This window comes from Seongchinamella unica, assembly GCF_004354085.1.
Taxonomy (GTDB): Bacteria; Pseudomonadota; Gammaproteobacteria; order Pseudomonadales; family Halieaceae; genus Halioglobus; species Halioglobus unicus.
The window spans coordinates 432575-448868 of sequence record NZ_SMSE01000001.1 but is presented as its reverse complement, the minus strand read 5'-3'; the positions used below and the strand labels follow the sequence as shown (position 1 = coordinate 448868).

Annotated in this window: 16 protein-coding genes; 14 read left to right on the top strand and 2 right to left on the bottom strand. The window is 60.5% G+C overall.

All coding sequences use genetic code 11. The features are described from left to right. The 14 genes from gspD (at position 1) to E2F43_RS01985 (ending at position 13867) form a co-directional block, all read left to right on the top strand. A complete protein-coding gene (gene gspD / locus E2F43_RS02050; RefSeq protein ID WP_133209208.1) occupies positions 1 to 2061 on the top strand; it encodes a type II secretion system secretin GspD in 2061 nt (686 codons plus the stop codon). Then, the gene (gene gspE, locus E2F43_RS02045) at positions 2061 to 3578 is read left to right on the top strand and encodes a type II secretion system ATPase GspE (RefSeq protein WP_133209207.1); all 1518 of its coding nucleotides are present in this window, start codon (positions 2061 to 2063) and stop codon (positions 3576 to 3578) included. Before gspD ends, gspE begins: the two co-directional genes overlap by 1 nt. A 15-nt stretch (positions 3579 to 3593) precedes the next feature. Further along, positions 3594 to 4814 (top strand): type II secretion system inner membrane protein GspF, encoded by a 1221-nt coding sequence (gene gspF, locus E2F43_RS02040; protein WP_133209206.1) that lies wholly within the window; start codon positions 3594 to 3596, stop codon positions 4812 to 4814. Between the two features lie 4 nt (positions 4815 to 4818). Beyond that, entirely contained in the window at positions 4819 to 5256 is a 438-nt protein-coding gene (gene gspG / locus E2F43_RS02035) for a type II secretion system major pseudopilin GspG (RefSeq protein WP_133209205.1), read from the top strand. Between the two features lie 2 nt (positions 5257 to 5258). Then, entirely contained in the window at positions 5259 to 5825 is a 567-nt protein-coding gene (locus tag E2F43_RS02030; RefSeq protein WP_133209204.1) for a prepilin-type N-terminal cleavage/methylation domain-containing protein, read from the top strand. Further along, positions 5822 to 6238 carry a type II secretion system minor pseudopilin GspI gene (gene gspI / locus E2F43_RS02025; protein WP_238946701.1) on the top strand — a complete coding sequence of 139 codons (417 nt, stop codon included), beginning with the start codon at positions 5822 to 5824 and terminating at the stop codon, positions 6236 to 6238. Before E2F43_RS02030 ends, gspI begins: the two co-directional genes overlap by 4 nt. Continuing rightward, a complete protein-coding gene (gene gspJ, locus E2F43_RS02020; RefSeq protein ID WP_133209203.1) occupies positions 6231 to 6887 on the top strand; it encodes a type II secretion system minor pseudopilin GspJ in 657 nt (218 codons plus the stop codon). Before gspI ends, gspJ begins: the two co-directional genes overlap by 8 nt. Further along, on the top strand, positions 6868 to 7941 hold the full coding sequence (gene gspK / locus E2F43_RS02015) for a type II secretion system minor pseudopilin GspK (protein ID WP_165954153.1): 1074 nt from the start codon (positions 6868 to 6870) through the stop codon (positions 7939 to 7941). Before gspJ ends, gspK begins: the two co-directional genes overlap by 20 nt. Continuing rightward, positions 7926 to 9125: a type II secretion system protein GspL gene (gspL, locus tag E2F43_RS02010; protein WP_133209202.1), complete on the top strand. Its 1200-nt coding sequence runs from the start codon at positions 7926 to 7928 to the stop codon at positions 9123 to 9125. The genes gspK and gspL overlap by 16 nt, the downstream gene beginning before the upstream one ends. After that, on the top strand, positions 9122 to 9595 hold the full coding sequence (gene gspM / locus E2F43_RS02005) for a type II secretion system protein GspM (RefSeq protein ID WP_133209201.1): 474 nt from the start codon (positions 9122 to 9124) through the stop codon (positions 9593 to 9595). The genes gspL and gspM overlap by 4 nt, the downstream gene beginning before the upstream one ends. Next, positions 9592 to 10338 (top strand): type II secretion system protein N, encoded by a 747-nt coding sequence (gene gspN / locus E2F43_RS02000; protein ID WP_133209200.1) that lies wholly within the window; start codon positions 9592 to 9594, stop codon positions 10336 to 10338. The genes gspM and gspN overlap by 4 nt, the downstream gene beginning before the upstream one ends. Positions 10339 to 10430: 92 nt before the next feature. Next, positions 10431 to 10610 (top strand): rubredoxin, encoded by a 180-nt coding sequence (locus E2F43_RS01995; protein WP_133209199.1) that lies wholly within the window; start codon positions 10431 to 10433, stop codon positions 10608 to 10610. Between the two features lie 92 nt (positions 10611 to 10702). Further along, entirely contained in the window at positions 10703 to 12484 is a 1782-nt protein-coding gene (locus E2F43_RS01990) for an aminopeptidase P family protein (protein ID WP_133209198.1), read from the top strand. Between the two features lie 33 nt (positions 12485 to 12517). Next, positions 12518 to 13867: a sodium-dependent transporter gene (locus tag E2F43_RS01985; protein WP_133209197.1), complete on the top strand. Its 1350-nt coding sequence runs from the start codon at positions 12518 to 12520 to the stop codon at positions 13865 to 13867. A 31-nt stretch (positions 13868 to 13898) separates the two neighbouring features. Here E2F43_RS01985 and cls read toward each other — a convergent pair whose 3' ends face one another. Further along, entirely contained in the window at positions 13899 to 15338 is a 1440-nt protein-coding gene (gene cls, locus E2F43_RS01980) for a cardiolipin synthase (RefSeq protein ID WP_133209196.1), read from the bottom strand. 3 nt (positions 15339 to 15341) lie between these two features. Next, entirely contained in the window at positions 15342 to 16244 is a 903-nt protein-coding gene (locus E2F43_RS01975; RefSeq protein WP_165954152.1) for a tyrosine-protein phosphatase, read from the bottom strand. Positions 16245 to 16294 lie beyond the last annotated feature (50 nt).

Here is a 16294-nt window from a genome sequence, read left to right as displayed (position 1 = left end):
ATGACAGCCAATCCAACCAGAGGACAACAATTCGTGAAACCAGCCCTCCGGCATATCCGGGCCGCCTCTATCACCCTATTGCTGACCCTGTTCGCGGGTCCGTTGGTCGCCCAGGACTTTACGGTCAACCTCAAGGAAACGGATATCCAGGAGCTTATCCAGTTTGTCTCCGAGGTGACCGGGACGACTATCGTGGTCGACCCGGCGGTGAAAGGGAAGGTGAAGGTTGTTTCCAGCAAGCCGGTGTCCCGGGAAGAGCTGTATGATTTGTTCCTGTCGATTCTGGAAGTGCACGGCTATACAGCCGTACGTTCCGGTGGCGTGGTTCGCGTAATCCAGAGCAAGGACGCCCGTTCCTCGCCGGTTTCGGTGGCCGAGGACGGTCCCCGGGGCAGCGATGAGTACATCACCCAGGTGATCCGGTTGGAGAATATCTCCGCCGCAAAATTAATCCCGGTGCTGCGGCCGCTGGTCCCGCAACAGGCGCACATGGCGGCCTATGCACCCAGCAACGCCATCATCATTTCCGACATCTCTGCCAATATCGACCGGATTCGCGACATCATCCAGCGGATGGACCGCTCCGCGGTGCAGAAAACCGATATCGTCCGGCTGCGTTACGCCGTGGCCGATGACGTGGTGGGCATGCTCGACAAGCTCAACATGTCCGAAGCCAAGCAGAGTGGTGGCGCTGAGCCCGAGGTTTTGCTGGTTGCCGATAACCGTACCAACAGCGTACTGGTCAGCGGCGACGAGATGGAGCGGGCGCGGATGAACAAGTTGATCAAGCACCTGGATACGCCGCTGGAACAGAGTGGCAACGTGCGGGTGGTTTACCTTGAATACGCCCAGGCCAAGGAAATCGCCGAGGTGTTGACCAAGGTCATGCAGAACATCGAGCGGCTGGAAACCAGCGAAGGCAAGGTGGCACGCGGCACTGGCAAGACGTCCACTATCGAGGCGGACGAGGGTACCAACGCCCTGATCATTACCGCTGATGCTGACGAAATGGCGGCGATAGAGGCGGTCATACACCGCCTGGACATTCGCCGCGCCCAGGTGCTGGTTGAGGCCATTATTGTAGAAATGACGTTCTCCGAGGGACAGGACCTGGGTCTGCAGTGGCTCTTTGCCAATACCGATAGCGGGTTTTACGGCAGCAATATCAATGCCCCCAGCCAGGCGGAGTTACTGGCCGGCGCTCTCAATCCTGACAATGGCGACGATGAGGCCACGACCAACGACAGTGAGTTCGATGTCGCCGCACTCGCCGGCGCGCTGGCCAGCACCCCGGGGCTGTCACTGGGCTGGGGCACGGTGGACGATGACCTGACCATGACGGTGATTCTCAACGCCCTCAGGACCCAGGGTAATGCCAATATCCTCTCTACGCCCAGCCTGCTCACACTCGATAACCAGGAGGCCTATATCACTGTGGGCCAGAATGTCCCCTTTGTGACCGGTTCCTACACCAACACCGGCACCAGTGATGGCGCCACCAATCCCTTCCAGACCATTGAACGGGAAAACGTCGGTATCACCCTGTCGGTCACGCCGCACATCAACGAGGGCGACTCGGTGGTGCTGGATATCGAGCAGGAGGTATCCAACGTGATTATCGGCGCCTCGCAGATTTCCGAGGCGGCGGACATCATCACCAGTGAGCGCAAGATCCAGACCAAGGTTCTGGCCCAGGACAACCGGGTGGTCGTGCTCGGCGGGCTGATCGAGGACAGCGTCCAGGACGGCCAGCAAAAGGTGCCTCTGTTGGGCGATATACCCTTCCTCGGACGCCTGTTCCGCACCGACAGTGTGGATGTCAGCAAGACCAACCTGTTGATCTTCATCCGCCCGACCATTATCCGTGATGACGATGAACTGGATGGCGCCACCGCTGAAAAATACCGCTATATTCGCGACCAGCAACTGTTGCGCCGCGAGCAGGGCCTGATGTTCCTTGACGATGGCAACCTGCCCCTGCTGCCCGAGTGGGAGCAGCAGATCCAGCAGCTGGAGGAAATCAAGGACGAGGCAGCGACTGCCGGGGATGAGGCCAACTGATGGCGGAGCCGGACCTGGCACCGGAAACCCTGGTTGTCGCCCAGCCGGCGGGACAACGTTCGCTGCCTTTTACTTTCGCCCAGCATCAGGGCGTATTGCTGGTCGACGGCAGCGAAGGTCCCCATTTGCTGACCCAGGGGCAACCGGGGTGGCAGGTGCTGAGCGAGGTGAGACGCATGCTCGGTGAGCCTTTTACCACCGAAAGCGTTGCTCCGGAGGAGTTCAAGCGCCGACTGACGGTGGCTTATCAGCGCGACAACAACGAAGCGGTGCAGATGGCGGAGGATATTGGCGCCGACGTGGACCTGAGCCGGCTGGCGGAGGAAATTCCCGACTCCGGTGACCTGATGGATGCCCAGGACGATGCACCCATCATTCGCCTTATCAACGCGATTCTGTCCCAGGCGGTGCGGGAACAGGCTTCGGATATCCACATCGAAACGTTTGAGGACAGGCTCAGCGTTCGCTACCGTATCGACGGCGTGCTGGCAGAAGTGTTGTCACCCAAGCGGGCACTGGCGCCGCTGCTGGTGTCGCGGCTAAAGGTGATGGCCAAGCTGGATATCGCCGAAAAGCGCGTGCCCCAGGACGGTCGCATCTCGGTGCGTATAGCCGGTCACGCGGTGGATATCCGCATGTCTACCATTCCTTCCGCCTACGGTGAACGGGTCGTGCTGCGCTTGTTGGATACGGCGGCGGGGCAGCTAAAACTCGAGCAGCTGAAGATGAACGAGCAGGTGCTGGAAGCCTACCGCCGTCACCTGCACAGCCCCCACGGAATCATCCTGGTAACCGGACCCACCGGGTCGGGTAAAACCACGACACTGTATGCCGGACTCAGCCATATCAACGAGAGCTCGCGCAATATCATGACCATCGAGGACCCGGTGGAATACATGTTGCCCGGTGTCGGCCAGACCCAGGTCAACAGCAAGGTGGACATGACCTTTGCCCGTGGCCTGCGGGCTATTTTGCGCCAGGATCCGGATGTAGTGATGGTCGGCGAAATTCGCGACCTGGAAACGGGAGAGATTGCGGTACAGGCATCGCTTACCGGTCACCTGGTGTTGTCCACGCTGCACACTAACACGGCCATTGGCGCCATCACCCGGTTGAAGGACATGGGCATCGAGCCATTCCTGGTGTCCTCCAGCCTGCTGGCGGTCATGTCCCAGCGCCTGGTGCGCTTGTTGTGCCTGAATTGCCGTGAAGGCCGGGCAGCCACCGATGCCGAACGGGAGCTTCTGGAGCTGAAGGCGGGCGAAGAGCAGGAGCTCTTCTACCCCAGGGGCTGCGACAGCTGTAACTACACCGGGTACCGCGGCCGTACCGGAATCTATGAAATGATTGAGGTCGACGATGAGCTGCGGAACATGATTTACCAGGACGCCAGCGAGCAGCAAATGCTGGCCCACGCCCGCAAGCGCTACCCGTCTATCCAGACCGACGGGCGCCGGCGGATTCTCTCCGGGGAAACCAGTCTGGCGGAGGTCATGCGGGTGACCTCCGTGGCCTGAAGCGGCTGACCGACGATGACCGCTTACCGCTACCGCGCGCTGAACGAGCAGGGCAAACTGGTCAAGGGTTTCCTCGAGGGCGACTCGGAGCGCCAGGTGCGTGGCCAGTTACGTTCGCGCAACCTGCGACCGGTGGAAGTGGAGGAAGCGAATCGTCCCGCTGCCAACAGCCTGTCCTGGCGACCGCGCCTGTTTCAGCCACGCATCTCTGCGGGCGACCTGGCCATGGTGACCCGGCAACTGGCTACCCTGGTGCTGTCCAACCTGCCGCTGGATGAAGCCCTGCAGGCGGCTGCCCAGCAAAGCCGCAGCGCCAGGATCAAGGGCATGTTGTTGCAGGTGCGATCTCGTGTCTCGGAAGGTTATACGCTGGCTTACGCCATGACTGAGTTTCCCCAGGTGTTTAACGAGATGTACCGGGCCATGGTAGCGGCCGGCGAACACTCGGGCCACCTGGGGCCGGTGCTGGAGCAGCTGGCGGATTACACGGAGCAGCGCCAGTACACCAGCCAGAAACTTAAAATGGCGATGATTTATCCATTCATCCTGGTGGGGGTGGCCATCGCCGTGGTGGTGGCGTTGATGATATTCGTGGTGCCTGAGCTGGTGGGCATCTTCGTCCATTCCAACAGGGAGTTACCGCTGTTGACGCAAATACTGATTGCCAGCAGTGACTTCTTCCGTGCGTGGGGCCTGTGGCTGCTGCTGGCGATCGTGGCGCTGGTGGTCACAGTCAGGCAGCTGCTGCGCAATGAGTCCCGGCGGCGTCAATGGCACCGGATTCAGTTGCGGATCCCGGGCTGGTCCCGGCTGGTGGTGGCCATCGATACGGCGCGTTTTGCCTCCACCCTCAGTATATTGATGGCCAGCGGGGTTCCGCTGCTGGATGCCTTGCGCATTGCCGGGCAGGTACTGACCAATCTTGTACTGCGTGAAGACAGCAAGGCAGTGGCGGAACGGGTGCAGGAGGGCAGCAGTCTTAACAGGGCCCTGCAGCAAAGTGGCCGCTTTCCACCGATGATGGTGCACATGGTCGCCAGTGGTGAGGCCAGCGGGGAACTGGAAACCATGCTGGCGCGCTCGGCTGACAACCAGGAGCGCGAGCTGGAAATGACCCTGGGAACAATGATGGCCCTGTTTGAACCGCTGATGGTGGTGGTGATGGGCGGTATGGTGCTGCTGATCGTGCTGGCGATTCTGCTGCCGATATTTGATTTAAATACGATGGTGAAGTAAGACTATGAACGTATACAGAAACAGCGGTTTCTCGCTGGTGGAAATCCTCGTGGTGCTGGTCATTATGGGCCTGCTCATCAGCGTGGTGGCGCCTACGGTCCTGAATCGCGCGGACGAGGCGCGGGTGCAGAAGGCACAGGCCGACTTCAAGGCAATTGAAACGGCGCTGAAAATTTATCGCCTGGACAACTACGTATACCCGACCACCGAACAGGGACTGGAAGCGCTGGTGGAGCCCAGTTCCCTGGACCCGGTGCCCCGCAACTTCAAGAAAGGGGGCTACCTGCCGGAGCTGCCGCTGGACCCATGGGGGAGGCCGTACCTTTACCTCAGTCCGGGTGAAAACGGCGAGGTGGATATCTATACCCTGGGAGCCGACGGGCTTTCGGGCGGCGAGGACCAGAATGCCGATATCGGCAACTGGAAGTCGACGGACGAATAATTGTGAACGGTGGCCGTCAGCGGGGCTTCAGCCTGCTGGAGTTGCTGGTGACCCTGTTTGTGGTGGTGCTGGTCACCTCCCTGGTGACGCTGAATATCGGCTCCGGCGATCGCGATATGCTGCTGCGTGCGGCAGTGGAAGCGCTGGCGGATAGCGCCAGCTACGCCCTCGACGAGGCCCAGTTTACCGGTATGAACTACGGCCTGATGCTGCACAGGGAGGACACTGGCGGACAGTGGCGCTACCGCTATGACTGGTGGGAACAGACCCCGGTAGGCTGGCGGGCTCCGGCCAGCGGCAAGGGCGTATTTGCCCCCGCCGAGTTTCCTCCCGGCCTGGAGTTGCAACTGGAACTGGACGGATTGATCCAGGAGCAGGAATTGCTGGCGAACAACAGCGAAGTGCCACGGCCGCAGATTATACTTTATGCCAGTGGTGAAACCGTCCCGGGGGCAATTGAATTGCGCGCCACGGATACGGGTGAACTGCTGTGGCGTATCGAGTGGAACCTGCTCGGTAATTTCCAGACGCTCAGCCGCGGCCAGGCGCTGGTTGAGGAGGACTTTTGAGCCGCCCGGTCACAAGCCGCGGGTTTACCCTGGTGGAGGTGATGGTGGCGCTGGCCATTGTTGGCCTGGCGCTGCCGGCGCTGATGTTCGCCCTGCAACAGCAGTTGGACGCCACCGGCTACCTGCGGGACAAGTCCATCGCCCACGCCGTGGCGGCAAATAAACTGTCGGAAGTACGCATTATCGCGCTCGCCACCGGCGTCCTGCCTGAGGATCGCGAGAGCGGTGTGGTCACCATGGCCGAGCGTGAGTGGCATTGGTGGATGCGCAGTGAGCCCACCGAGGTGCCCCTGTTTTTGCGGCTCGAGATCGACGTCGCCCTGGCCCAGGAGGATGAGCGATCGCCCCTGTACAGCCTGGTGGCGTTTCTGCCGACGGACCTGGAGGCAGAGTTGGAGGTGCCTGTTGAATAGGCGCACGGCAGGGCGTGGTTTTACCCTGGTGGAGGTACTGATCGCCCTCTCAATCTCCGCCGTTGTTTCCGTCATAGCCTACAGCAGCTTTTCCAGAGTGTCTGATGGGGTCCAGAGCAGCGAGGCTGCCGCCAGGCGAGTGTACGCGATCAACCGGGCGTGGATGATCATCTCCCGGGATCTGGAACAATTTGTGGCGCGCCCCGTGCGCGATGAATTTGGCGAACTGGAGCCTGCCATGCAGGGTGGGCCGGCAGCCCGCTTTCCCCTGAGCTTTACCCGCTCCGGCTGGCACAACCCGCTGGCCCACCCGCGCTCGGAACAGCAGCGGGTCAACTACCGGCTGGAAGCAGACACATTGTGGCGCGACACCTATTCGGTGCTGGACCGTTCCGGGGATACCCCGGTACAGGAAGTGGCCTTGCTGGAGGGGGTGGAGGAACTGCGGGTCCTGTTTCTCGACAGTCTCAGTAACGCCAGGACAGTGGGCAAGACGAGTGAACTGGATACCCGCAACTGGCCGGAAGTCTGGGTTGCCGACACCAGCCAGCCGGGCATCATGCCCGACCCGCCGCTGGCAGTGGAACTGCGTTTGCAGTTGACGGACTGGGGTGAGATGAGGCGCATTTATGCACTGCCGCCACTTTAGCCCCCGTTCACGCCAACGGGGTGCGGCGCTGATCCTGGCCATGCTTATCTTCGCGATCAGCGCGGCGCTTATCGTTGCCATGAAGAGCGATTTCGAGCGGCTATACCAGCGCGGCGGCAGTATTTTCGTGGCGGAGCAATCCCGCGCCTACCTGCGCGGGGCAGAGGGGCTGGCGACACTGGCGCTGCTGGCAGACTGGGACGCTGACAAGCAGCAGGGTGAGCGGGCCAAAGATACTCTGGGCGAGATATGGGCCCGCGAGGAAGTACCCTATCCCCTTGACGAGGGAGGGTGGCTATCGGGAACGCTGGAGGATTTGCAGGGCCGATACAATCTCAACCAGTTGGCAGAAAAACCGGAACAGGGTGAGGGTAAGCCCCAGTACACCGCCGCCCAGGCGCAGTTTATCCGTCTGTTGCTGGCAGTGACAGACGAGCAGATGGGCGAATCCGACGCCATTGCCATTACCCGCTCCATTGGGGACTGGCTGGATGCCGACAGCCAGCCGCGTTTTGAGGGAGCGGAGGACGATTACTACGCGGGCCTGACTCCGGCCTATCGCGCATCCAACCGTCCCATGCTCAGCGTGACCGAACTGCGTGCGGTGAAAGGGGTCAGCCCAGAGCTTTACCAGGCCCTTGAGCCCTGGGTCACAGTATGGCCCCTGCAGGCTGGAACGCTCAATATCCACACTGCGCCGTCCATGGTTTTGCGCTCCCTGGGACCCGATGACAGCCTGCGGCCGCTGAGCGAGGGCGATGCCCAGTCGCTGGTCGCCTATCGCTGTGAGACGGGCTTTACCGATATGGCGGATTTCCTCAGTCATCCTGCACTGGCCGACATGAAAGATCGTATGACCGCCACCCAGGCCCTGCTGGGCGAGCAAAGCGAATATTTCCTGTTACGCGCCCGGGTGGAAGTTGCCGGCAGGAACCAGCGCTTGTACAGTGTGCTGGAACGTAAAAACCGCCAGGTGAGCATCCTCAACAGAGCCACCGACGGAGGAATGTTCCTGCCCGAAACCGAGAGAGAAGAAACTTGCGAGACGTTGTAATAATCCGCCTCATCGGGGATCGGTTGGCCTGGTATCCCCCGGGTGCCAGCGACGGTGCCCAATGGCTGGACCAGGACGAGGCGCAGGCAAGGCTGCGAGCGCTGATTGCCCAGCGCAAGCTGACCCCCGTTTTCGCAGTTCCCGGCGAAGACTTGCGCCTGCTATCCCTGCAGATTGCAGCGGAAGAGCGTCGCCACCTGGCAAGTTCTTTGCCCTTCATGCTGGAGGAGGAGCTCAGCGAAGACGTCAGCGAGCTTCATTTTGCCAGTGTCGCACGTGACAAGCTGGACTACGCCGTTGCCGTATGCTCGCGCCAGAACATGGCAGAATACCAGCGACTGCTGGACAAGTTTCCAGGCGTTAACCAGTGGCTGCCAGAACCGCTATTACTGCCCTGGAAGCCTGGAGAATGGAGCCTGGTACTGGAGGGTGACCGGGCCATCGTACGCCTTGGCGAATGCGAGGGCTTTTCCGTAGAGCGCGAGATGTTGTCGCTGATGCTGGACGCGGCACGGGCCAGCGCTGAGCAGCCGACCGCCATCGTCGTGTACGGACAGGACCAGACGGCTGACTCAGCGCTGCTGCCAGAGGAGTTACAGCCGTTGTTGCAGTGGCGCCAGGGCGACCTTTATACGGCCATGTTGGTGGCCGAATTGCCTGCCCGGCCGCTGAATTTGCGCCAGGGTGCGTGGGCCGTGCGCCTGCCCCTGGAGCGCTGGTGGCAGCAGTGGCGTATCGCTGTAGTGTTGTTCGCTGCTGCCATAGCCGTGCAGATGCTCGCTACCTGGAGCGATTACCGGCAACTCGAACAGGAAAACCTGGCCCTGCGCGGGGCGGTACAGGAAAGCTATCGCAAGGCCTTTCCCCGCGGTGCGGTGGTGGATGCCGAAAAACAATTGCAGCGCCAACTGGACACGATGACCGGATCCTCCCAGTCCAGTGGTTTTGTGGGACTGGTTGCCAGGGTGGGAGAGGTAGTTGCCGCCGGCGAAGGCAGTATTGTCAGTATCAATTACAACAACAAAGCCGCTGAGATTCGCCTCAACCTGCTGGCGGCTGACTACGAGGCCGTGGAACGTATTCGTTCCGGCTTCGCCAAAGATGGCCTGCAGGCCACACTTGAGAACAGCAGTGCCCAGGGTGATCAGGTGCGGGCGCGCATGCGCGTCGGAGGCCGCTCATGAAGCAGTGGTTTGCCCGATTGACCCAGCGTGAGCAGTTGAGCCTGTTGGCAATGGGCTTTGCCATTGCCCTCTATCTCGTTTTTGTCCTGCTGTTGGCACCGCTGGCGGATGCCAGGGACCGCCTGGCCCAGCAGAATAAGGGCGTGGCAGAAACCCTGCAGCGCGTCGATGTTCTGGTGTCCCAGATTCTGCACCTGCGCGCAAGCGGCAGTGACAGCGGTACCCGCCGGAACCTCACCAGCCTGATCAATCGCTCCACCAGCAGTTTCGGGTTGCAGGTCAATCGCCTGCAACCCAATAGCAGGGGTGAGGTCCAGGTGCGGCTGGAGAATGCGCCATTTGATGAACTCATCGCCTGGTTGCACCAGCTTGAATACCGTGAGGGCTTGCTGGTGCGCGAGGCCTCAATTACCCAGTCCGGTACTTTAGGCAGGGTTAACGTGACGGTGCGGTTGGCTCAGGCAGGATGACTATTTCCAGAGGATTAACCGGTCTGCTGAGCGGCCTGGTTCTGACTTTCCTGATCGTTGCCACCGCGCCGGCGCGGATTTTGCCCGGGCTTTTGCCTGAGCACATCATGTTGCAGGGTGTCACTGGCACACTTTGGCACGGCCGGGCCAGTGGTACGCTGGTGGCTATTGAAGGCGGCTGGCTACAATTGGGCGCCAGCGAATGGAAACTTGGCGTTGTGTCGCTGTTGCTGTTCACCCCAGCGCTGGAGCTGGAGAGCCAGTGGGGGCGCCAGACATTTCGCGCCCGGGTAACGCTTCGCTCTGAGCAAGACATTGATTTGGAAAACGTCGATCTGCTGGTGGACGCAGGGCTGTTGCGCCAGTACATACCGGTGGCTCTGGTGGGCGATATTACCGCACAATTTGATCAGCTGAAGATCCGCCAGGGTGGGCTGCAGAGTGCTGAAGGGCGGGTTGTCTGGCAGGGTGCCGGATGGGTGTCTCCACAGGGTCCTCGGCCACTTGGTAGCTACGCGGTGGATATCAAATCCAGTGCCGAGGATATCGTCAGCGGCGAAGTTATCACCCTGGCGGGCGATTTGCAGGTAGCGGGCGGATTGCAGCTGCAGCAGAATGTGTATGACATCGACATGACCTTGCAGGGTAAAGCGCTTGAGGAACCACAGCTGCGCCAGGCCTTGCAATTGGTGGCGGTTCCCGTTGGCGAGGGCTTCAGGATGAAGCTGGAGGGCGAGCTGTAGGCACTGGTTCAGCAGAACAGACGGAGGGCCGTCGCCATGCCCCGCATTGCTGCCTTATAATCCATGGCTTTATTTTCAGGGTAGCTGGAACAATGAGTGCGACTGACTTCAAGAAGTATGAGTGTGTGATCTGCGGCTTTATCTATGACGAGGCCGAAGGACTCCCGGACGATGGAATTCCGCCGGGAACGCGCTGGGAGGATATTCCCGAGGACTGGGAGTGTCCCGATTGCGGTATTTCCAAAGCGGATTTTGACCTCTACGAAGAATAGGCTGGCCTGAGCGGGTCCGGACCGGCCGGCATGCTCCAACCGGGGTCCGTTTTCGGGTACACTTGCGCCCAGATCATCCTCGGAAATACCCTATGACTGCTATCGCCGATCGCCTGGCTGCCGTACGCAAGCTGATGGCGGAATCGGGCTACGATGCCCTTGTTGTACCCCGCGCCGACGAATACCTCGGGGAGTACATTCCCGCTCACAATGAACGCCTGCGGTGGATATCCGGGTTCACCGGTTCCGCCGGAGCCGTGGTCGTGCTGCGCGAGAGCGCGGCGATTTTCGTCGACGGTCGCTATACGGTGCAGGTGCGTAACGAGGTGGATAGCGCGCTGTTTGAATACCATCACCTGATCGAAGAACCTCACGTCCCCTGGCTGGTCAAGCAGCTCGGCGCCGGCTCGCGGGTGGTCTGTGATCCGCGAATGCACAGCCTCAGTTGGTTTCGATCCACCCGCGCCACGCTGGAGAAGGGCGGCCTGGAACTGGTGGCCAGTACCGATAACCTGGTCGACCGCTGCTGGCATGAGCGCCCCCGGGCTGCGGTTAGCCCGGCGCTGTTGCTGGGAGAGGAATTCACCGGCAGTTCCTCGGTGGAAAAACGCCGATCGATTGCCGCAGACCTGGTGGCGCAGGGGGCTGATGCCGCCCTGGTTTTTGCCCCTGACTCGGTCAGTTGGCTGCTCAACGTTCGCGGAACCGACATACCCTGTATGCCTGTCCTGCAGAGCTTTGCCCTGCTGGAAAGCAACGGGGAGGTCACCGTCTTTGTCGACCCGCAGCGGGTCCCCGACGGCTTCAGCGAGCACGTGGGAGAGGGGGTGCGTACGCTCCCGGAATCCTCGGCGGCTGAGATTCTTGGCGGTTACGGCGGCAGGAGGGTTCTCGCTGACCCGGACGGCGCCAACGCCTGGACCCAGCTAACCCTCGAGGCCGGTGGTGCTGAGCTGGTGTCAGCCCCTGACCCGGTGTTGCTGCCCAAGGCTGCCAAGAACGCGGTGGAGGTGGAGGGAGCCCGCCGCGCCCATCGCCGCGATGCAGTCGCTGAGGTGCGTTTCCTGGCCTGGCTGGATGCGGAAGTAGCGGCGGGCCGTTTGCACGACGAGGCTGAGCTGGCGGACAAACTGGCGGCATTGCGAGAGGAAGCCGAGCACTATCACGGGCCGTCGTTCGACACGATTTCCGCAGCCGGTCCCAATGCCGCCATGTGTCACTATAACCATGTCAATGTCCCGCAACCGGGCACCCTCAGCATGGACAGCGTGTACCTGGTGGATAGTGGTGGCCAGTACAGTGACGGCACGACGGATATCACCCGCACGGTCGCTATTGGCGAGCCTCCGGAAGAGATTCGCCGCATGTTTACGCTGGTGCTCAAGGGGCATATCGCCCTTGACCAGGCCCGCTTCCCGGCGGGAACGACCGGGACCCAGCTCGATGTACTGGCTCGCCAGTTCCTCTGGCAAGGCGGTTTCGACTACGATCATGGTACCGGCCATGGTGTGGGTGCGTTTCTCAGCGTGCATGAGGCTCCACAACGAATCGCCAAGGCTCACAACCCCTTTGCCCTGCTGCCGGGAATGATCGTCAGTAATGAACCGGGCTACTACCGCGACCATAGTTTTGGTATCCGCTGCGAGAATCTGGTGGTGGTGCGCGAGGCCGAGACCGGCGGTGAAACGTCGATGTATGAGTTCGAAGCCCTGACCCTGGTGCCCTTTGACCAGCGGCTCCTGTGCGTGGAACTGCTGACAGCTGCAGAACGGGAGTGGATTAACGACTACCACGCCCAGGTGGCGCGGGAAATCGGTCCTCTGCTGGAAGGCGCGGACAAGGGCTGGCTGGAACAGGCCACCCGCCCACTGTAGACTGCAACCAGAATAACAAGGGGGATAAACAACATGGCCGGATCCGCCGGAGAACACTGGTCTTCCCGATTTGCCTTCATCATGGCGTCGGTGGGATTTGCCGTGGGCCTGGGCAACATCTGGCGTTTCCCCTATGTTGCCGGCGAAAACGGCGGCGCGGCCTTTGTCATTATCTACCTGGCCTGCGCATTCGGCATCGGTGTACCCATCCTGATGGCCGAGATCATGATCGGCCGAAGGGGTAAGGGCAGCCCACCCAACGCCATGGCGGCGGTTGCCCGGGAGAGCAATCGCTCGAGCCACTGGAAAGTCGTCGGCGCCATGGGCCTGCTCGCCGCTTACACCATTGAAATCGTATATGCCGGGGTCGTTGGCTGGGTTCTGTGGTACCTGTACAAAGCGGTGACCACCGGTTTTGTCGGCGTCGACGCCCAGGTGGCGGAAGCGACATTCAGCGGTGTGCTGGCAGATAATATGGGCATGCTGTTCTGGACCCTGGTCGGGCTGGCGATTACCGGATTTATCATTTACTCGGGAGTCAAGGATGGCATCGAGCGCGCGGTGCGGGTGATGATGCCCGCCATGTTCCTGCTGCTGGTTGCCCTCGCCACCTATAATTACTTCAGCGGTGGATTCAGTGAAGCGATCGAGTGGCTGTTTACTCCCGACTTCAACAAGATCGGCCCAGGGACGGTGCTGGCGGCTATCGGCCAGGCCTTCTTCTCCATCAGTGTGGCCATGGGCGGCATGATGACCTACGGTTCCTACCTGCCTCGCTCTATTTCCATTACCCAGTCGGTCATGATTATTGTTGTTGCCGATACCCTCGTGGCGGTGCTCGCCGGGCTGGTGATATTCCCTGCCGTGTTCAACTACGGCCTGGATCCGGCGGCGGGTCCAGGCCTGATTTTCCAGACCCTGCCGGTGGCCTTCGCCCAGATGCCCGCAGGCTACGGGTTCAGCATCCTGTTTTTCGTCATGTTGTCCGTTGCCGGTATCACTTCCATGGTTGGTCTCGTGGAATCGGTCAATTCATGGGCGGAAGAGCGCTTCTCGATCCCCCGTCACAAGAGTGCGCTTATTGTGGTGGGTTCTGTCGCCGTCCTCAGTGTGGTCAGCCTGATGTCCTATAACGTCATTGGCGACGTGTCCATGGGCGGTCGCAATTTCAACGACATCATGGATTACTTTTCCAACCAGATCCTGTTGCCGCTGGGGGGCCTGTTGATCGCGGTCTTTGCCGGTTGGGCGATGCGCCGGGAGTACAGCCGGGATGAACTGGCCATACAAAATGGTTTTGGCCACAAGCTCTGGTATCTGTTGATTCGCTTTGTGGTTCCACCGGCGCTCCTGGTTATTTTCGTCATGGGTGTCAGCGAATAGCGGACATCGCCCCGTGACTTTCCGGGGGCCGCTATAGCACTGGCGCAAACAGGCGGGCTATCGCCATGGCGAGAACAAACCAGGCGGGTTTGGCGGAAAATTCATCCAGGCTGACCTGGCGACTGCGACCCATATCCCGTTCCAGCATCGTCTCAACTTCCCGGGCGAATGCTTCATCGTGGGCCAGTACCGTGATTTCAAAATTGAGCCTGAAGGATCGGTTATCAAAGTTGGCCGTTCCAATCCCGGCCAGTTGATCGTCCATCAACAGCACTTTCTGGTGCATGAATCCACCCTGATAGCGGTAGACCTTGATTCCCGAGGCCAGCAGTTCGCGGGTGAACGACCAGTTGGCCATGGCGACCATCGGGCCGTCAGGTTCGTCGGGGATAATCACCCTTACGTCCACGCCGCGCAAAGCCGCCAGTTGTAGCGCTGCCACAATGCCCCTGTCGGGCACGAAATAGGGACTGGCTATCCACACCCGGTGCTCGGCGCCGACGATAGACTGGTGGTACATCAGCCCGGCTTCCTCGTACTCACTGGCGGGGTCAGATGGGAACACCAGTACAGTACTGTCGCCACAGGCTTCGCGAGAGAAATTCCAGGGTATCTTCAGGTGTTCGCGGGAAGCCCACAGCCAGTCGGTGGCAAATGCCAGTTCAGCGCCGAGTACGGCAGGACCCTCGAAGCGTACGTGTGTGTCCCGCCAGTGACCGATCTTTTTGTTGAGTCCAAGGTATTCGTCTCCCACGTTGTGTCCGCCAATCCAGGCCATGCTGCCATCCACCACTACCACCTTGCGGTGATTGCGAAAGTTGAGCTGAAAGCGGTTACGGCGACCCTGGGTCGTGTTGAAGGGGACGGCCTCCACGCCGGCCATCAGCAATTGACGGCGCAGTCTCGAACGATGAAAGGTGCGGCTGCCGATTTCATCGTACAGCAGGAATACGGATACGCCGGCACGGGCCTTGTCCGCCAGCAGGCGGCACAGGCGGCGACTGAGCTCATCGTCGCGAATGATATAGAACTGAAACAGGATGTAAGTCTCGGCGCGCTCCAGCCCGGCAATGATGTCATTAAAGGTATCTGCACCGTCAATCAGCAATCGCAACTTGTTGCCGCGGGTGGCTGGCATGCGCGCCAGGTTGAACAGACTGGTATACAGCGGCTGGCCCGCAATTCTCGGTACCACGTAGTCCTCAATCCTGCCGCTGGTCGCTGCCAGAAGCCTTTTCGATTCGGTTTCGATTTCGTCACGTTGTTCCAGGTAGCCGTCAAACCGGTTGCGGCTGAAGATCAGGTAAAAGGGCAGGGTGAGCACGGGGAAGGTGAGCAAGGAGATGGCCCAGGCGATGGCACCCTGCGGTGTACGTCCCTTGAGAATGACTTCCAGCGCACAGGCGATCGCGCCCAGGTACAGCAGCACCAGGGCGATGGCGATCAGTTCTCCCAGCAGTGGAATGTCCATCGCTTATTCCAGGAGCTGGGCGCGCAGTTGCCCAATCGCGGTATCATCCAGGCCCAGGGCTTCCCGTACATAGGTATCGAAGTTCCCATACTGCTGATCGATAGTCTCGAAGGCGGCCTCCAGCCACGGTGCTTCAACGCCCAGCAGAATGGCCAGTTTATCAGCGGCCTCATCGCCTTCCATCAGACGTAGCAGGGTCAGTTCTTTCTGTCGCGCTGCCAGTGCCGAGTCCCGGCTCAACAGATAGTCCGCCATGATCACGTCATCAGGGACTCCGAGAATACGCAGGAGGATCGCCGCGGCAAATCCGGTACGGTCCTTGCCGGCGCTGCAATGCCAGACAACAGGTCTGCCCCGGGCCTCGCGAATGACCCCGATAAACTCGCGGAACTGGGGTGTGAACGTGGTGGCGAACGCGCGGTTGGCTGCAATCATGAACACGTCCGGGTCAAATTCGGAAAAGTTGCCGTCTTCAAAGCGGGCGATGATTTCTTCGTGGACGCTGTTGTTGCCGCCATCCATGGTCGGAATCTCAACGAGCCGGTAAGCGGGTTTTTCCGGCAGCTGGTTGGGTTCCTCAGCTTTCTCCGCCGCGGAGCGGAAATCGACCAGGGCGTAGAGATTCAGCCGGTCAAGGACCTGCTGGTCGCTGCGGCTGGTCTCGGCAAAATTTGCAGACCGGTAGAGCGTGCCCCACTTTACCTTTCTCCCGCCTGCCGCTTCATAGCCACCCAGGTCACGAAAGTTGTCCACGCCCTCGAAATTCAGCAGCCGATGGGCGGCACGCTGTTCCGGTGGCAGTTCGGCAGGAATGAGAACAGGCGCCGAGGGTACGAACTGGATAAGGGTAAAGATCAGGGCCAGTATTGCGAAGGCCAGCCATAGCAGGTTTTTTTTCTTCAACACACGCTCCACCCAGGGCTTTCGTTGCGGACGCCACCGAGCATAGCACCGGA

Bases quoted from the DNA above. Each gene is read 5' to 3' on its own strand.
- gspD (WP_133209208.1), top strand. From the start codon at position 1: ATGACAGCCAATCCAACCAGAGGACAACAATTCGTGAAACCAGCCCTC.
- gspE (WP_133209207.1), top strand. From the start codon at position 2,061: ATGGCGGAGCCGGACCTGGCACCGGAAACCCTGGTTGTCGCCCAGCCG.
- gspF (WP_133209206.1), top strand. From the start codon at position 3,594: ATGACCGCTTACCGCTACCGCGCGCTGAACGAGCAGGGCAAACTGGTC.
- gspG (WP_133209205.1), top strand. From the start codon at position 4,819: ATGAACGTATACAGAAACAGCGGTTTCTCGCTGGTGGAAATCCTCGTG.
- gspK (WP_165954153.1), top strand. From the start codon at position 6,868: ATGCACTGCCGCCACTTTAGCCCCCGTTCACGCCAACGGGGTGCGGCG.
- gspM (WP_133209201.1), top strand. From the start codon at position 9,122: ATGAAGCAGTGGTTTGCCCGATTGACCCAGCGTGAGCAGTTGAGCCTG.
- gspN (WP_133209200.1), top strand. From the start codon at position 9,592: ATGACTATTTCCAGAGGATTAACCGGTCTGCTGAGCGGCCTGGTTCTG.
- E2F43_RS01995 (WP_133209199.1), top strand. From the start codon at position 10,431: ATGAGTGCGACTGACTTCAAGAAGTATGAGTGTGTGATCTGCGGCTTT.
- E2F43_RS01990 (WP_133209198.1), top strand. From the start codon at position 10,703: ATGACTGCTATCGCCGATCGCCTGGCTGCCGTACGCAAGCTGATGGCG.
- E2F43_RS01985 (WP_133209197.1), top strand. From the start codon at position 12,518: ATGGCCGGATCCGCCGGAGAACACTGGTCTTCCCGATTTGCCTTCATC.
- cls (WP_133209196.1), bottom strand. From the start codon at position 15,338: ATGGACATTCCACTGCTGGGAGAACTGATCGCCATCGCCCTGGTGCTG.